This is a genomic window from Nonomuraea sp. NPDC003560 (assembly GCF_042878785.1).
GTDB lineage: Bacteria > Actinomycetota > Actinomycetes > Streptosporangiales > Streptosporangiaceae > Nonomuraea.
The window spans coordinates 242,694-259,607 of the sequence record NZ_JBIAOF010000007.1 but is presented as its reverse complement, the minus strand read 5'-3'; the positions used below and the strand labels follow the sequence as shown (position 1 = coordinate 259,607).

General features: G+C 73.6%; 14 protein-coding genes. 4 read left to right on the top strand and 10 right to left on the bottom strand.

What is annotated here, in order from left to right:
• Positions 1–23: 23 nt before the first annotated feature.
• Together ACFYUV_RS27770 and ACFYUV_RS27765 are read right to left on the bottom strand one after the other, a co-directional pair.
• Positions 24–482, bottom strand: coding sequence for a GNAT family N-acetyltransferase (locus ACFYUV_RS27770; protein WP_387672723.1), 459 nt, complete (start codon positions 480–482; stop codon positions 24–26).
• Positions 483–554: 72 nt separating this feature from the next.
• The gene (locus ACFYUV_RS27765; protein WP_387672720.1) at positions 555–1,541 is read right to left on the bottom strand and encodes a polysaccharide deacetylase family protein; all 987 of its coding nucleotides are present in this window, start codon (positions 1,539–1,541) and stop codon (positions 555–557) included.
• A gap of 253 nt (positions 1,542–1,794) precedes the next feature.
• On the opposite strand from ACFYUV_RS27765, the gene ACFYUV_RS27760 reads away from it, so the two are divergent.
• A complete protein-coding gene (locus ACFYUV_RS27760; protein ID WP_387672717.1) occupies positions 1,795–3,069 on the top strand; it encodes a C39 family peptidase in 1,275 nt (424 codons plus the stop codon).
• Here ACFYUV_RS27760 and ACFYUV_RS27755 read toward each other — a convergent pair whose 3' ends face one another.
• On the bottom strand, positions 3,070–4,392 hold the full coding sequence (locus ACFYUV_RS27755; RefSeq protein WP_387672714.1) for an FAD-binding oxidoreductase: 1,323 nt from the start codon (positions 4,390–4,392) through the stop codon (positions 3,070–3,072).
• Between the two features lie 204 nt (positions 4,393–4,596).
• Here ACFYUV_RS27755 and ACFYUV_RS27750 point away from each other — a divergent pair, with 204 nt between their 5' ends.
• On the top strand, positions 4,597–5,517 hold the full coding sequence (locus tag ACFYUV_RS27750) for a sigma-70 family RNA polymerase sigma factor (RefSeq protein ID WP_387672711.1): 921 nt from the start codon (positions 4,597–4,599) through the stop codon (positions 5,515–5,517).
• 4 nt (positions 5,518–5,521) lie between these two features.
• On the opposite strand, the gene ACFYUV_RS27745 is transcribed toward ACFYUV_RS27750, so the two are convergent.
• The 5 genes from ACFYUV_RS27745 to ACFYUV_RS27725 all read right to left on the bottom strand — a co-directional run bounded on the left by ACFYUV_RS27745 (position 5,522) and on the right by ACFYUV_RS27725 (position 12,516).
• Positions 5,522–6,583, bottom strand: coding sequence for an amidohydrolase family protein (locus ACFYUV_RS27745; RefSeq protein WP_387672708.1), 1,062 nt, complete (start codon positions 6,581–6,583; stop codon positions 5,522–5,524).
• Entirely contained in the window at positions 6,580–7,872 is a 1,293-nt protein-coding gene (gene melA, locus ACFYUV_RS27740; RefSeq protein WP_387672706.1) for an alpha-galactosidase, read from the bottom strand. The genes ACFYUV_RS27745 and melA overlap by 4 nt, the downstream gene beginning before the upstream one ends.
• Before the next feature lie 3 nt (positions 7,873–7,875).
• On the bottom strand, positions 7,876–8,820 hold the full coding sequence (locus ACFYUV_RS27735; protein ID WP_387672703.1) for an alcohol dehydrogenase catalytic domain-containing protein: 945 nt from the start codon (positions 8,818–8,820) through the stop codon (positions 7,876–7,878).
• Between the two features lie 244 nt (positions 8,821–9,064).
• Complete coding sequence (locus ACFYUV_RS27730) at positions 9,065–10,279, bottom strand: cytochrome P450 (RefSeq protein ID WP_387672700.1); 1,215 nt, start codon at positions 10,277–10,279, stop codon at positions 9,065–9,067.
• 131 nt (positions 10,280–10,410) lie between these two features.
• On the bottom strand, positions 10,411–12,516 hold the full coding sequence (locus ACFYUV_RS27725) for an ATP-binding protein (protein WP_387672697.1): 2,106 nt from the start codon (positions 12,514–12,516) through the stop codon (positions 10,411–10,413).
• Positions 12,517–12,654: 138 nt separating this feature from the next.
• Here ACFYUV_RS27725 and ACFYUV_RS27720 point away from each other — a divergent pair, with 138 nt between their 5' ends.
• Positions 12,655–13,626: a PP2C family protein-serine/threonine phosphatase gene (locus ACFYUV_RS27720; protein WP_387672694.1), complete on the top strand. Its 972-nt coding sequence runs from the start codon at positions 12,655–12,657 to the stop codon at positions 13,624–13,626.
• Positions 13,627–13,708: 82 nt separating this feature from the next.
• On the top strand, positions 13,709–15,691 hold the full coding sequence (locus ACFYUV_RS27715) for an amino acid transporter (protein WP_387672691.1): 1,983 nt from the start codon (positions 13,709–13,711) through the stop codon (positions 15,689–15,691).
• 62 nt (positions 15,692–15,753) lie between these two features.
• Here the strand turns inward: ACFYUV_RS27715 and ACFYUV_RS27710 are convergent, their stop codons facing one another.
• Positions 15,754–16,764 carry a phosphotransferase family protein gene (locus tag ACFYUV_RS27710; protein WP_387672688.1) on the bottom strand — a complete coding sequence of 337 codons (1,011 nt, stop codon included), beginning with the start codon at positions 16,762–16,764 and terminating at the stop codon, positions 15,754–15,756.
• The gene (locus ACFYUV_RS27705) at positions 16,751–16,897 is read right to left on the bottom strand and encodes a hypothetical protein (protein WP_387672686.1); all 147 of its coding nucleotides are present in this window, start codon (positions 16,895–16,897) and stop codon (positions 16,751–16,753) included. Before ACFYUV_RS27705 ends, ACFYUV_RS27710 begins: the two co-directional genes overlap by 14 nt.
• Positions 16,898–16,914: the final 17 nt, after the last annotated feature.

Genomic DNA, 16,914 nt, shown 5'->3' with positions numbered 1-16,914 from the left:
TCGCGGCGCGCGTCGCCGGAGGGTCAGCTCACCCAGGCGTACTCCAGCTCGGGCAGCTCGAACCCCTGCTGGAAACGGCACATCCGCTCGTCGGTGCGGCGCGCGCCGTGCCGTTCGTAGAAGCCGATGGCCCGGGTGTTCGCCCTGAGCACCTCCAGGTAGACCTCCCGGCCGGGATGCTCGTCCGCCGCCCAGGCCAGTCCGTGCCGCAACAGGCGCGATCCGGCGCCGGAGCCCGTGCTCCCGGGCCGCACGTGCAGGTTGTCGAGCAGGATCCGGCCGTCCGGGGCCGGCAGCAGGTAGGCGAAGCCGAGCAGCTTCCCCTCGTCGTCGTGGCCGACGAACAGGCCAGCCCCCCGGACGGGCGGGTCCAGCCGCTCCCGCCAGAGCGCGAGCCGGTCGTCGTCCAGGGGGCCGTTCAGGAAACCGTCGGGCATGATGCCCGCGTAGGCCGTACGCCAGCTCTCCACGTGCAACGCCACGATCGGGGAAATGTCGTCAATTGTCCCGTTCCTTATCAGCATGGCGGAGAGCATTCCATACCGGGACGGGCCTCACCCCACCCGGCAGGAGACCGCGGGCCAGCTCCAGTCGCCGTTGTGCTGGACGGTGAACCCGAAGGTGTTGCCGTTGCCGTTCGGCCGCATCGTCATGACGTTGCCGGTGCCGTCCCAGGTCGGGGTGCCGTTCCAAGTGGCGATGATCTTCTGCGGGCTGCGCACGGTGACGGTGACGATCCAGGAGTTCGTGCCGGAGACCGCGACCGACAGGTTGAAGCGGTCGGCCCACTGCTGGCCCGCCGACACGGTCGCCGTGCAGGCGCCGCCGCCGGGCGGCGGGGACGAGGGCGGGGTGGTCGGGCCGCTCCCGTCGGGCGCGACGGCCCGGCCGGTCACCGGCGAGATCATGCCCGCGCACATGTTGCGGGCGCGCAGGTTCGCGGCGATCTGCGGGATCGCGGCGATGGTCGTCGCGTAGTTGTCGTGCATCAGGATGACCTGGCCGTTCTGCAGCCGGCCGGCGGCCTGGACGATCTGGGCGGTGCTCGCGCCGTTCCAGTCCTGGGAGTCGACGTCCCAGATGATCTCGGTGAGGCCGAGTTGCTGCTCGACCGACCGGAGGGTGGCGTTGGTCTCCCCGTACGGCGGCCTGAACAGCCTCGGCGCGGCGCCGGTGGCCTGCTGGATCGCCTGCTGGGTGCGTTGCAGCTCGGACTGCATCTGGGCGGCGCTTAGCTGCGTCAGGTGCGGGTGGGTCCAGCTGTGGTTGCCGATCCACATGCCCGCGTTCTGCTGGGCGCGGACCAGGGCCTGGTTGTTCTGCGCGTTCTGGCCGACGTTGAACATCGTGGCCCGCAGGCCGTTGGAGGTCAGCGCGTTGAGCAGGCTGGAGGTGGTGGCGGGGTTGGGGCCGTCGTCGTAGGTGAGGCCGACGTAGCCGCCACTGCAGTCGGCGGCGTTCGAGGGGGTGGTGGCCCAGGTCAGCGCGAGGCCCGCGGCGAACGTGCACGCGGCGCCGAGGATGAGCAACTTCCTGATCATGGTCTGCCTCCAAGGCGGGCGGCGGGTACGGAAGCTCGATCGCGAGTGTGATGACCATGCCGAAATATGTCAATCAACTACAGAAACTTTCAAGCAGATTCATCGAACAGCATTACGACGACCTGCGGCGATCGACCGAGAAAGTTTCGGAGCTCGGAAAGCTTCATGGCCCATACGTAGATTTCCCGATGCTTTGCCCGCCGGATGTCCCTACTGTCGGGCCCATCCGAAGCCTTCCGAGCAAGGTGGGTTCATGCGCGCGCTGACCGTCCTCCTGTCCGGACTCCTGCTGGCCACCACCCTCCAACCGCCCGCCGTCGCCGCCGTCGCCGGGAAGGACGCCGCCGGGACGAAGCCGGGCCCCGTCGTGCCCGACGTCGTCTACCAGCGGGCCGACTTCGCCACCGGCACCGGCGAGGGCACGTCCGCCGCCGACGGGCTGTCGTTCGCCTCGGCCGCCGGCACCACCTCCTACACCGACGCCCTGGGCACCAGGACGTGGGAGTACGCCCGCTGGACCGGCCCCGAGCGCACGGTCGGCTTCCCCGCCACCCAGCTGATCGCCTCCTGGACGGCCGACGTGCCCCAGGGAAGCTGGCTGCAGGTCGAGGCCAGGGCCAGGAACACCGCCGGGCTGAGCAAGTGGTACGTCCTCGGCCGCTGGTCCTACGCGGAGGGCGACATCCTGCGCACCTCCGTGGCCGGCCAGGGCGACGCGGACGCGTCCGTCGCCGTGGACACGCTGGTGGCGGCGTCCGGGCGGCAGCTGTCGGCGTACCAGCTCCGCCTGACCCTCTACCGCAGTCCGGGCTCGGCCGTGACGCCCCGGGTGCGCACGTTCGGCGCGATGGCCTCGAACGTGCCCGACCGCAAGACCGTCCCGGTCAGCCCCGGCGGCGGGGCGTGGGGCGTCGAGCTGAACGTCCCGCGCCGCTCCCAGAACGTGCACGCGGGCCACTACCCCGAGTGGGACGGCGGCGGCGAGGCGTGGTGCAGCCCGACCTCGACCACGATGGTGCTCGGCTACTGGGACACGTGGCCGAGCGCGCAGGACACCTCCTGGGTGGACCCGTCCGACCCGAACCCCGAGGTGGACCACGCGGCCCGGTACACCTACGACCACGCCTACCAGGGCGCCGGCAACTGGCCGTTCAACACCGCCTACGCCGGCCGCTACGGCCTGGACGGCTTCGTCACCCGCCTGCGCACCCTGACCGAGCTGGAGCGGCTGATCAAGGCGGGCATCCCGGTGATCACCTCGCAGTCGTTCAAGAAGGGCGAGCTGCCCGGCGCCGGTTACGGCACCGACGGCCACCTCATGGTGATCGTCGGCTTCACCGCGACGGGCGACGTGATCGCCAACGACCCGGCCTCGCCCAGCAACGACGCCGTCCGCCACGTCTATCCGCGCGCCGACTTCGAGAACGTGTGGCTGCGCAGTTCGAGCAGCGGCGGCGTCGCCTACGTCATCCGCCCGCCCGGCCACGCCCTGCCCGCCACGACGCCGGGCCTGCCCGCCAACTGGTGATCAGTCCAGCACCGGGTAGTTGGCGCGGAACACGCCCTGTGGGTCGCGCGACCGCTTGATCTCGCGCAGCCGGGCGAGCGCCGGCTCGGGGAACGCCTGAGCCGCCCGCTCGCCCGGCGACAGGAACGTGTACGGCTTGCGCCCGCTCACCCGGTCGCCCAGGGCGGCGACGACCGCGTCCTGCTTGGCCCGTACGGCCTGGCCCAGCTCGGGGCTGATCCCGGCCCCGAGCAGGTAGAGCAGGTACGGCTCGGCCAGCGCTCCCCCGGCGCCGCCGCCCGGCCGGGTCAGCGCCCCGCCCAGGTGCCTGACCTGCATGGCGACCAGCGGACCGACCGGCTCGGCCAGCAGGATCTCCACGGCGCCGGCGTCCAGCCCGGTCAGCAGCTCGGTGCGGGCCACCGCGGGCGCCGGGTCGGTCGGCTCGGCGGTGATCGCGCCGAGGTCGGCCGTGGCCATGGCGGACCGGGTGTCGCTCAGCACGCCGTCGATCTTGGCGAGCCGGCCCAGCAGGTCCTCGGCCTCGGCCGCCTCGCCCAGGTGGGCCAGGTCCACGGTCACCATCGGGGGCGCCTTGGGGAACTGGACCCGGTTCACCCACAACGACAGCTCGGGCGGCGCGTCGGCGGTCAGCTCGCGGAAGGCCGCGAACACCTCGGCCTCCTTCGCGCCGGGCCACATGAGGCGGCCGCCGTACAGGGCGCGCTCGGCGTACAGGTCGAACTCGACGGCGGTGACCAGCGCGAAGTCGCCGCCGCCGCCGCGCAGCGCCCAGAACAGGTCGGGGTCGCTCTCCCCGGTCACCCGCGCGGGCCGGCCCTCGGCGTCCACGACGTCGAAGGCGCGCACGCTGTCGGCCGCCCAGCCGTACCTGCGGCCGAACCAGCTCAGGCCGCCGCCGAGGGTGTAGCCGGTGACGGTGACGGCGGGGTTGCTGCCGGCGAGCCCGGTCAGGCCGTGCCTGCCCGCCTCGGCCTGCACCGCGCCCCAGGTCACGCCTGCCCCCGCGCGGGCGCGCCGCTCGGCCGGGTGGATCTCCAGCTCGTCCAGCCGGTTGGTGCGCAGCAGGATCACGCCGTCGGCGGTGCCGCTCGCGCCGTGGCCGCGCGGCTGGGCGGAGACGGTCAGCCCCTCCTCGCGGGCATGGCGGACCAGGGCGGCCACGTCGGCGGCGTCGGCCGCCTCGACCACGGCGGCCACCGGCTGGGCCACGGTCAGGTTCCACGCCCTGGCCGCCGCCTCGAAACCCTCGTCGCCGGGCAGCCACACGCGTCCCTCGACCGCGGTGCGCAGCTTGTCGTACGTCATCGTCCACTCCTTCATGAAGACTCACCTCCTTGACGACGCGAGCCCGGGAAAGGTGACCGACCGCCGGAAAGATCGCCCCGGGGACATGCCGGCGGGCCCCGGCGCGCTCGTGCGCCGGGGCCCCTCACCATGTCCTGACGGGCTTAGGATGCCGCCATGGTCGCCCCCCGTCGTCGCCCAGCCGCCTGTATGACGACCCGGCGCGACGAAAGGTGACCGATGAACGCGCAAGCCGACCTGGCCGGCCACTTCGACCTGACCAGGAGCCACCTGCGGGCGGTGGCGCACCGCATGCTCGGCTCGGCCGACGAGGCCGACGACGCCGTCCAGGAGACCTGGCTGCGGGCCGCCCGCGCCGGCACGGACGGGGTCGCGAACGTGCCCGGCTGGCTGACCACGATCGTCGGCCGGGTCTGCCTCGACATGCTGCGCGCCCGCGGACGCAGGGACGAGCAGCTCGTCGAGGGCGAGCGGTTCGACCAGGTGAGCGTCCATGACGGCGATCCGGCCGACGCGGCGGTGCTGGCCGACTCGGTCGGGCTCGCCCTGCTGGTGGTCCTCGACACGCTGAGCCCGGCCGAGCGGGTCGCGTTCGTGCTGCACGACCTGTTCGCGGTGCCGTTCGGGGAGATCGCGCAGATCGTGGCCCGCTCCCCCGCCACGGCCAAGAAGCTGGCCAGCCGGGCGCGGCAGCGGGTGCACGGCACGCCCGTCCTGCCCGCCGCCGACCACGCCAGGCAGCGCAGGCTCGTGGCCGCCTTCCTCGCCGCGGCCCGCGCCGGCGACCTGGACGCCCTGCTCGCGGTCCTCGACCCCGACGTGCTGCACCGGTCGGACGTGCCGGGGTCGGGCGGCGAGCGGCGCGGCGCCCGTCCGGTGGCCCAGGGCACGCTCACCGACTCCGGCGGCGCGCGCTTCGCCGACCTCGTGCTCGTCGACGGCAGGCCGGGCATCGGCGTGCTGCGCGGCGGCCGGCTGTTCCTGGTGCTGCGCGTCACGACGGACGGCGAGCGCATCACGGAGATCGACATCGTCTCCGACCCGGCCCGCCTGGCCGCCCTCGACCTCGCCCTCGACCTCGCCCTCGCCCTCGACCCCGAGTCCGGCCCCGCCCCGGACGGCGGCGTGGCCGCGCCCTGAGCGGTCAGGCCAGCCGCGGCACGAGCCGCAGCGCGTTGCCCGCGTACACCCGCTCCAGGACGTCGTCGGGCAGGTCGAGCCCGGAGATCGTCCACCGGCCCATCAGCGGCGGGTCGTCGAGGGAGTGCGCGAACGCCTCGTCGTCGGTCTCCATGAACCGGAAGTGGATCCGGTAGACGTCCGGGTGCGGCGGGATCTCGTCGGTGCCGAACAGCACCCGGCCGGGGTGGCGGAGCATGAGCGCCCGCGCGGCGCGCGGCTGGCGTCCCAGCTCGGCGACGCGCGCCGCGATGTCGATGTGGAAGTTCGGGTACGCGTCCAGCATCCGGCCGGCGAACCGCAGGTTCTCCGGCCAGCACCCGGCGTGCACCCCGATCACGGTCGTGGCCGGATGCCGGGCCACCATCGACTCCATGGCCTCCATGAGCCGCTCGAACGGCGGGAACCCCGGCCCGGAGAAGTTCCAGTCCGGCCGGGCGGCCAGCAGTTCGAGGCGTTCGTTGCGCTCGTCCACGGGCTGGAAGAAGGCGACCGGGTCGGCGGTGTGCAGGGCGATGGGCACGCCCGCCTCCCCCACGGCGGCCCACAGCGGGTCCAGCCGGGGGTCGTCGAGCATGACCAGCTCGCCCCGGTGGTCGCGGATCCGCAGCCCGACGTCCTTCCACACCTTCAGCCCGGCCGCGCCCTCGGCGACCGAGCGGCGCAGCTGGGCGGCCAGCCGCTCGCCGAAGCCGGGCGTCGCGGTCTCGGACCAGTCGACGTGGCAGAACGTGGCGAACCGGCCCGGATGGGCGGCGTCGTAGCGTTCGAGGTTCTCGGCCAGCTCCCGGCCCCAGCGGCCGTCGAGGTTGACCATGCCGCGCAGGTTGAGCTCGTCCATCATGCCGATCAGGGCGGGGACGTCCTCGACCATCCAGCCGCCGTCCTCGGTCAGCCAGCGGCCGAGGTGGATGTGGGCGTCCACGACGGGCAGCCGGGCCCGGTCGACCTCGTGCACGGCCACCCGGAGCTGCGACACCGGGCGGTAGCGGGACAGCGGCAGGCCGGCGTCGGACGACAGGGTCACTTCCTGATGCCTTCGGGCAGCAGGTCGCCGTGGGCCTCGATGAGGGCGTCCACCAGCTCGCGGACCTTGCGGACCGGCAGGGTGGCGGCGGTGTTGGGGTCGAGCAGCGCGGCCTGGTAGACGTGGTCGCGCCGCCCTTCCAGGGCCGCCTTGACGGTCAGCTCGCCGACGCTGAGGAAGGCCCGGTTGAGTGCGGCGACCTGGGCGGGCAGCTCGCCGACGGGCAGCGGCCGCACGCCGGACCGGTCGACGTGGCAGGGCACCTCGACGGTGGCCTCCGGCGGCAGGTTGGAGATCAGGCCGCCGTTGCGCACGTTGCCGTGGATCAGCCTGCGGGTGCCGGTCTCCATCGAGTGGACGGCCAGCGAGGCCAGCTCGTCGCCGCGTTCGATCGGCACGCCCCGGCCGGCCTCCAGCGAGCTCTTGTACTGCTCGTACTCCTCGTAGCCCTCGGCCAGCCACTCCAGGTAGACGTTGATCGGGATGCGGTACCGCTCGACCTCCTCGGCGTGCGGCAGGAACCACGGCAGGTACTCCGAGCCGTGCTCGGAGGACTCGGTCGGGAAGTAGCCGAAGTTGCGGTAGACCTCCACGCGCACCCGCCGCCGCAGCTCGGGGTCCCGGTCGATCAGCTCGTCGAGCCGCCGGTAGAGGTTCTCGCCGTCGCGCTCGAAGCGCAGCACGAACGCCTGGTGGTTGACGCCCGCGGTGAGGAAGGAGATCTCCTCCTCCGGGACGCCGACCATGGCGGCCAGCGTGCTCTGCGTGTCGCGGGCGGCGTGGCAGACGCCCACGACGTTCTTGAACGGGGTGCCGGCGTAGACCGACCAGGGGATCATCGACATCGGGTTGGTGTAGCTGAACAGCACCGAGTCGGGGGCGAGCTCGGCCAGGTCGTCGCCGATGCCGACCATGACGGGGATCGTGCGCAGGGCGCGGAAGATGCCGCCGATGCCCAGGGTGTCGCCGATCGTCTGCCGCACGCCGTACGCGGCGGGGATCTCCAGGTCGCGCCTGACCGCCTCCAGGCCGCCCACCGCGATCTCGTTGATCACGTAGTCGGCGCCCTCGACGGCGGGCCGGCGGTCGGCGTACGCCTCGATCCGGGCGCCGATGCCCAGCTCGGCGACCATCCAGCGGGCCATCGCCGCGGCGGTGTCGAGCCGGGCCCTGTCGATGTCGTGGAGCACGATCGTGGACTCCGACAATTCCGGAAATGTCAGGATGTCCGAGAGGAGGTTCTTGGCGAACGTGATGCTGCCGGCGCCCACCAGGACGATGCGGGCCATGGGTTACCTCGATTCCGGGGTCAGCAGGGCTTTGACGGGGGTGGCCTGGCCGTTCATCAGCCGGGTGAAGACCTCGGCGCCCTCTTCCAGGGGGAAGGTCCGGACCCAGCTCAGGTCCCAGCGGCCGACCAGGCCGACGGCCGCGGCGAAGTCGGCCGCGTCGTAGGCGAACGAGCCCAGCACGCGCTTCTCGCCGCGCACCAGGTCGGCGGCGTCGTACCCGGCGACGTGGTCGGCCAGGCCGAGCCAGACGGCCACGCCGCCGGGGCGCAGCCGGGACAGGGACTGCTCGTGGGTGGCGGCGGCGCCGACCGCGTCGAAGATCACGTCGTACTCGCCGGTCAGCTCGGCGCCCGCCGCCACGCCGCCGAGCGCCGCGGCGACGGCCAGCCGCTCGGGCGAGCGGTCGGCCACGTCCACGCCGGCCGCGCCACCGGACAGGGCGGTGAGCAGGCAGGTCAGGCCGATGGCACCGGCGCCGAGCACGCCCACGCGCGCCCCGGCCGGCCGCCCGGCCAGCCCCCAGGCGTGCACGGCGTTCGCGGCCGGCTCCACCACGCCGGCCGCGGTCCAGCCGAGCCCGTCGGGCAGCGGCACCACAGCCCCGGCCGGCACCGCGACGCGCTCGGCGAAGGCGCCCGGCCGGTGCACGCCGATGATCTGCCGCTTCCTGCACACGTTGGGCCGGCCGAGCAGGCACACGTCGCACGCGCCGCACGACAGGATCGGGTTGACCGTCACCGGCCGCCCGTCGTCGGTGCGCCCGGCGAACTCGTGCCCCATGACCAGCGGCGGCACCCGGAACCCGGGGGTCCGCACGCCGTGCAGCTCACTGCCGCAGATGCCGGAGGCCACCACGTGCACCAGCACCTCGTCCGGCCCGGCCACGGGCTCGGGCACGTCCCGCTGCTCCACGACGCCGGGGGCGGTGAAGACGAGAGCCCTCACGAGGGCCGGCCGGCGGTCGAATGCGCGCGTTCCATTGATGCCCCGTCCTGTTCGTGTTCCGCCATAAGGAATGCTATTCCGAACTGGCGCTAGGAGACCACTGCAGTGAAGATCATGTCAAGAGGCCAGGGGAAGTGCGGCGGCGTCGCCGCACCCGGTAAGCCCGGAGCGGCCGGGTCGTGGACGTCATCCTCGACCCGGCCGCCCCGTTCCGAATTACGGAAAGCTGGTGCGACAGGCAGAATCAGCGCAGCAGTACGGGCACCGCCAGCGGCCCCTCGGTGATGATCGACGCCGTGTAGGCGATCTCCTCGGGGCGGACCGCCAGCCGCAGCCCCGGGAACCTGCCGAACAGCGACGACAGCGCGATCCTGGCCTCCAGCCGGGCCAGCGGCGCCCCCAGGCAGAAGTGCGGGCCCCGGCCGAAGCCGAGATGTCCCTCCTTGGCCTTGCCCAGGTCGAAGCGGCCGGCGTCCGGGCCGTAGCGGGCCGGGTCGGTGCCCGCGCCGGTGAGCCCGACGATGATGGGCCGGCCCGCCGGGATGGTGGTGCCGGCGACCGTGACGTCCTTGAGCGCGTAGCGGAAGACCAGGCCGACGACCGAGTTGCGGCTGCGCAGCGCCTCCTCCACCACCTGCTCCCACGCGTCCTCCGTACGGGCGCGGTCGAGCTGGGCGGGGTCGGCGCACAGGGCCACGACCGCCTTGGCGATCAGGTGCACGGTCGTCTCGTGGCCGGCGACGAGCACGACCCAGAGGATCCACAGCAGCTCGTTGTCGGACAGGCGGCCGCCGTCGTCCTCGTTGGCGCGGATCAGGCCGGTGGTCAGGTCGTCGGCCGGATCGCGGCGGCGGCGCGCGATGAAGGCCGCCAGGTAGCCGAGCAGCGACCCGGCCGCCGCGTTCACCTCGTCGGGGGCGGCGGCGTGCGACAACATCACCCCCGTCCACTCGCGGATCTGCGCCCGCTCCTCCTGCGGGACGCCGAACAGCTCGCAGATGACGGCGACCGGCAGCGGCTCGGTGAAGGCGGGCACGAGATCGACCTCGCCGTCCCGCTCGGCCATGCGGTCGAGCAGCTCGTCGGTCATCTCCTGGACGCGCGGCGCGAGGGCGGCCACCCGGGCCGGGGTGAAGGCGCGGTTGATGAGGCTGCGCAGCCGCCGGTGGTCGGCGCCGTCCTTGGTCAGCAGGTGGTCGCCCTCGATGACCTGGCGCAGCGGCCAGTCGGCGGGGACGGTGCCGTCATGAAGGCCGGTGAAGTTCCTGGCGTCCTTGCTGTAGAGCGCCTCGTCGTTGGCCAGCACCTCGTCCGTCGCCTCGTAGGAGGTCACCAGCCAGCCGTTCACCTCCCCCGGCAGCAGGACGGGCAGGACCGGTCCGTGCTCGTCCCGCAGGCGGCGGATCGTGTCGGACGTCCGCTCGCCGGGAACCGGGAACGGAAGTGGCGCGGTGTCCAATGCAGCCTCCCATGTACGGATGTCTCCCTACTCTCCGTGGTAACGCCGATGGATCCAAGGGGTGAGGTTGTCACCGCCAGGCAGGCAACATCTGCCTCCTCCGCCACGTCGGAGCCCCAGGATCGGTGGTCTCACACGTTCGGCAGCCCCTCCCCCTCGGGTTCCAGCGCGTACGCGATCCCGGCGTCGACCTCGCCGTCGTACCCGGCGCGGAACGCCGACCCGTACGCGTCGTCGCCCAGGGCCTCGCGCGCCTGCCGCTCGCACTCCTGCCGGGCCGCCACCCAGGCCGGGACGCTGGCCTGCGCCTGACCGTGGCTGCTCCAGATCCGCTGCGCCAGCCCCAGCAGCCGGGCCGCCCGCTCGGGCCGGCCCGCGGCCCCCGCGCCGAGCGCCAGCAGGTCGACGGTCAGCCCGATGCCGAAGTCGTCGTGCAGCCGCCGCTTGGTGCGCAACGCCGCCTGCCCGTAGGCGACGGCCGCCGCCACCCGCCCGCGGGCCAGCTCGGCCTGGCCGCGCAGCAGGTCGCCGTGGGAGCGCATGGCCTGCTCGCCCTGCTGGTCGCACAGGGCGCGCAGGTCCTCCAGCACCGAGATCGCCTCCTCGATCCGGCCGGCGACGGTGTGCGCGACCGCCCGGCACATCAGCGCCAGCAGCCCGGCGATCGTCAGCTCGTCGCCGCTCCAGCGCATCGCGTACGCCGGCTCCGACTCCGCCATGGCCTGCTCCAGGTCGCCGCGGATCACGCCGGCCGACGAGCGCAGCGCCTTGACGCACAGCGCGGCGAAGGCGTCGTCGTCGGCCGCGGCGGCCTCGCACTCATCGGCCCGCGCCTCGACCGCGGCGGCGTCCCCCTGGGTGGCGGCGAGCAGGCCGTCGGCCCACAGGGCGCGGGCGCGGACGGGGCCGGGGGCCGGGTCGAGCGCCAGGGCCTGGCCCAGGTAGTGGCGGCCCTCCTTGGCGTAGCCGCAGCCGTACCAGAAGAAGGCCAGCGTGCCGGCCAGGTCGAGGGCGGCCGCGCCGTCCCGCTCGCCGAGCGCGGTCTCCAGCGCGGCGCGCAGGTTGTCGTGCTCGCCGACCATCCGGTCGTACCAGCCGGGCTGGGCGGCGCCGAGCCAGCCGGCCGCGCCGCGCACGGCCAGGTCCTGGTAGTGGGCGCGGTGCCGGCGGCGCAGCTCCTCCTCCTCGCCGAGGCCGCGCAGCCAGCCCGCGCCGTACTCGCGCAGCGTGTCCAGCATGCGGTAGCGCTCGCCCGAGCCGGTCGGCAGCCAGGTCAGGATCGACTCGTCGGCCAGGGCGTCGAGCAGCAGCCCGATGTCGGCCTCGGGCAGCCGCTCGTCGGCGCACACCCGGCGCGCCGCCTCGGCGTCGAAGTCGCCGGCGAACACCGACACCCGCGCCCACAGCAGCCGCTCGGCGGGCTCGCACAGCTCGTGGCTCCACCCGACGGCGGTGCGCAGCGCCTGGTGCCAGGGCGGGTCGGCCTCCTGGGTGAGCGCGAGGTCGTCCTCCAGGGTGGCGAAGCGGTCCTCCAGCCGGTCGGCCAGATGGCCCAGGGGCAGGTCGCGCAGCCGGGCCGCGGCCAGCTCGATCGCCAGCGGGATGCCTTCGAGCCTGCGGCACAGCCGGACGACGTCGTCGCGGTTGGTGTCGGTGATCTCGAAGGTCGGCATCGTCGCCGCGGCGCGCTCGACGAGCAGGGTCACGGCGTCGTGGCCGAGCGGCGCGGTGGCGCCCGCTGCCGGCACCGGCAGCGGGTCGACCACGATCACCAGCTCGGGGTCCACCTCCAGCGGACGGCGGCTGGTGGCCAGGACGTGCAGCCCGGGCACCGCCGCCAGCAGCCCCTCGACGACCGCCGCGCACGCCCCGACCAGGTGCTCGCAGGTGTCGAGCACGAGCAGCAGCTCGCGCCCGAACAGGTGCTCGGCCAGCACCTCGGACATGGGCCTGGTGGTCTGGTCGGTGAGCCGGAGCGCCTCGGCGATGGCGTGCGGCAGCAGGGTCCCGTCGTCCAGCGGCGACAGCTCCACCAGCCAGCAGCCGCCGGCGAAGTCGGGCCGCAGGTCGGCGGCGGCGCGCAGGGCCAGGCGGGTCTTGCCGACGCCGCCCACCCCGGTCAGGGTCACCAGCCGCGACCGCCGGCACGCCCTGCGCACCTGCTCCAGCTCCGCGCCGCGGCCGATCAGGCTCGTGAGTTCCGCTGGAAGGTTGCCCGCCTGCCACTTACCTGCCATCGTGATCGCCACCTATCGGATGAAGTTGTGACAGCAGCTTGCCGGAACCTGATGCACTGCGTGACTAAAAGTGAGAAAGTAGCTACTCACCCTGTTCGCCGCGTCCGGAAAGAAGAAGCCGATAACCGGAGACACACCATGCGTTCACAGCGAGGCTGGTTCCTGCTGTTCCTGCTGGTCGAAGGGGTTGTCGCGCTCTATGTCACCTTCGGGCGCGCCGGTTTCGACCCGCTGACGGGGCTGCTCGTCCTCGCCCCTGCGATGGGGCTGGCGTCCGTGGCCTACCGGTTCCAGTGCGACCAGGAGCGCGAGTTGTGCCGGGTGCGGCAGATCGCCGAGCTGGCCCAGCAGGCGATCGTCCGGCCGCTGCCGCCCCGGCTCGGCGGCATGAGCCTGGCCGTCCACACCCGTTCTGCCACCGACCAGGCGCTGATCGGCGGCGACCTGCACGACGCGCTGGTCGCGCCCTCCGGGGTGCGGCTGATCGTCGGCGACGTCAAGGGCAAGGGCATGGAGGCCGTCCGCCTGAGCGCCGTCGTGCTGGCCTCCTTCCGGCGGCACGCGCCCGACGCGCCCGACCTGGTGACGCTCGTCACAGCGCTCGACGCCGACCTCGTCCCGCATCTGGGCGAGGAGGACTTCGTGACCGTCCTGCTGGCCGAGTTCGTGCCCGGCGAGGTGCGGCTGGTCAACTGCGGCCATCCGGCTCCCCTGCGCATCGGCCACCGCCTGGAGGCGCTGGAGCCGCCCGAGCCCTCGCCGCCGCTCGGCCTGGGCCCCGAGCCGCGGATGCGGCGCGCCGGGCTCGGCCTGTCCCAGCGGCTGCTGCTCTACACCGACGGCCTGAGCGAGGCCAGGGACGCCGACGGCATGGAGTTCCCGCTCGACCAGCACGTCCGGCACGCCCTGGCCGCGCCCGGCCTCGACCACGCGCTGCCCAACCTGCTCGACCTGCTGGACGAGCACGCCGGCGACCTGCGCGACGACCTGACGCTGGTGCTGGTGCAGCCGGTGCCCGCGCCGGACCCGGCCGAGCGCGCGGCCGGTCCCGCGCCGGACGGCCCGGCCGCCACCGCCCTTCCGGCCGACTCCCGCAAGGACGGCTTCTGAGGGAGGACCGCGGCGGGGCCGCCGGGATCGGACCCCCTAAGGTGGGGACGTTCGTTGGCGGCGTCCCCGAGAGGAAGTTCCGGTGAGCGGTACCGGTGAGCTTGCCATACCCGAGTCGGTCGAGAGCGCGGGCCGTACCGGGCCGCCTTCGAGCCGACCGGCGCGATGGTTGCTGCGGCACCAGGTCCAGCCCGTCGGCCCGGAGTCGGCCGAGGGCCACGGCGAGCCGCAGCCCTGGTGGAAGGTCATGTGCCTGACCGGCGTCGACTACTTCTCCACCCTGGCCTACCTGCCCGGCATCGCCGCGCTCGCGGCCGGCGCGCTGTCGCCGCTGGCCACGCTGCTCATCGTGGCGCTGACGCTGCTGGGCATGTTGCCGATGTACCGGCGGGTGGCCAAGGAGAGCCCGCACGGGCAGGGGTCGGTCGCCATGCTCGAACGCCTGCTGCCGTTCTGGCGGGGCAAGCTGTTCGTGCTGGTCCTGCTGGGGTTCGTGGCCACGTCGTGGATCATCACGATCACGCTGTCGGCCGCCGACGCCTCGGTGCACATCCTGGAGAACCCGTACTTCCCGAGCTTCCTGCACGGGCACGCGGTGATCATCACCGTGGTGCTGCTGGTGGTGCTCGGCGGGGTGTTCCTCATGGGCTTCACCGAGGCGGTCGGCGTCGCCATCCCGCTGGTGGCGCTGTTCCTGCTGCTCAACGCGGTCGTCGTGGCCGTCGGGTTCGCCGACGTGGCGGCCGAGCCGGAGACCCTGTCGCGCTGGACGGACGCGCTGCTCAACGGGCGCGGCGGCTTCACCGGGCTGGTCGGCCCGGCGGTGCTGGCCTTCCCGCTGCTGGTGCTGGGCCTGTCCGGGTTCGAGACGGGCGTCAGCATGATGCCGCTCGTGGCCGCCCAGGGCGACGACCCCGAGCAGCGGCTGCGCTCGCGCATCGGCAACACCCGCAAGCTGCTGACCGTGGCCGCGCTCATCATGAGCGTCTACCTGATCGCCACCAGCTTCGTCACGACCGTGCTCATCCCGGCCGAGCAGTTCGCGCCGGGCGGACAGGCCAACGGCCGGGCGCTGGCGTACCTGGCGCACGAACGGCTCGGCGAGGGCTTCGGCACGGTCTACGACGTCAGCACCATCCTCATCCTCTGGTTCGCCGGCGCCTCGGCCATGGCGGGCCTGATCAACATCGTGCCGCGCTACCTGCCCTCGTACGGCATGGCGCCCGAGTGGGGCAAGGCCGTCCGGCCCGTCGTGCTGGTCTACACGGCCATCTGCGTCCTGCTCACCCTGGCCTTCAACGCCGACGTCGACGCCCAGGCCGGCGCGTACGCCACCGGCATCCTGGCGATGATGGTCTCCGGCGCGGTGGCGGTGACCATCTCGGCCGTCCGCCACCGCCAGACCCCGGCCGTCGTGGGCTTCGCCGTCCTCACTCTGGTGCTGGTCTACGCGCTGGTGGAGAACATCAGGGAGAAGCCCGACGGCATCACCATCTCGGCGTTCTTCATCCTCGGCATCGTCGCGATCTCGCTGATCTCGCGGGTGTCGCGCACGACCGAGCTGCGGGCCGACCGGATCGAGTTCGACGCGGCGGCCCGCCGGTTCGTCACCGACTCGCTGAACCACGACGGCGCGCTCAACATCATCGCCAACCGGCGCGGTCCCGGCGACGCGGCCGAATACCTGGCCAAGGAGAGCGAGCAGCGGTCCATGAACCCGGTGCCGGGCCGGGCCGACGTGCTGTTCCTGGAGATCGACGTCATCGACCCGTCCAGCTTCAGCGACGTGCTGCGGGTGCGCGGCGTCGAGGTCGACGGCCACCGCGTGCTGCGCGCGGAGAGCCCGGCGGCGCCCAACGCGATCGCGGCCGTGCTGCTGGCGCTGCGCGACGGCACCGGGGTACGGCCCCACTGCTACTTCGAGTGGGCCGAGGGCTCGCCGATGGTCCACCTGCTGCGTTACCTCATCCTGGGTCGCGGCGACACCGCGCCGGTCGTCCGCGAGATCATCCGCAAGGTCGAGCCCGAGCCCCAGCGGCGGCCCGGCATCCACGTCGGCGGCTGACCCGTCCAGAGGCGCTCAGGGGCCGGTCCAGGGCCTCTGTCAGGCGCCGGTTCGGGGGCGCGTCAGGGCCAGCGGGTGCGCAGCCAGGCGAGGGTGGCGCGGCGGGAGCGTTCGCGACGGTCGCGCAGCGCCGGCGGCGCGGGCTCGGTGGCCGAGCGCGTCCAGTAGCCGAGGAGGACGACCAGGAGGGCGTCCACCTGGTCGGCGGGCGCCCGGCGGCCGAGCGGGTGCGTGGTGAGCAGGCGCTCGGGGTCGCGCGGCCCGAGGTCCGACTGCAGCAGCAGGCAGACCAGGTCGGCCCAGGCCGGGCCGGTGCAGGCGCGTCCCCAGTCCACCAGGCGGGCGGTCACGTCGCGGGCGATGAGGATGTTGTCGAAGCGCGGGTCGAAGTGCAGCAGCGTGCCGCCGGTGACCAGGGCGGTCCAGCGGCGTTCGACCGCGGCAAGACGGGGCAGGCGGGCGCGTTCCCAGGCTCCGGCGCGGGCCGGGTCGAGGGTGTTCCACAGCTCGCAGCGTCCCGACATGCGCCCGGCCAGCGTGGGCAGGCCGCCCAGCGGGGACGGGGTCAGCTCGCGGGCGCACGCGGTGAGCAGGGCGAGCGCGGCGGCCAGTTCGCCGTCGTGCCAGGGCTCGTGCGGGACGCGGCCGGGCGCGACCTCCGAGCAGAGCAGGACCCACCCCGCCGCCTCGCAGGAGAACAGGAACCGGGGGGCGGGCACGCCCGGCGGCAGGGCCGCGCCCACCACGGCCTCCGCCCGGTAGTCGGCCGCGTGCGGCGAACCGGCGGGCACGGCCTTGACGAACACCCGGCCGCCGCCGGCGAGCGTGAGCACGCCGCGCACGCCGCCGGTGAAGCCGCCGTGCCGCTCCGCGAAGCCGGCCGCCGCCCGCCCGAGCCGCCGCTCGACCTCCCGGACGAGAGCACCGGGCAGGTCCTCCCACCCGGGCGGCCCGCTCCGGGGGCCGGGCAGGTCGTGCCGTTCGGGCGGAGTCATCCGGGGGCCGGGCGGGTCGTGCTGTTCAGGTGGTGTCATCCGGGGGCCGGGCGGGTCGTGCTGTTCAGGTGGTGTCATCCGGTTGCCGGGCCTCCTGGAGGTCAGGCTGGGCGGCGTCGCGGTCGAGGCCCAGCAGGGCGAGGCGGAAGCGGGCGCAGCGCGCTTCGAGCTCGCGCTCGTCTTCGAGGATCCACTGTTCGATCATGGTCATCCAGTGAACACACCGGC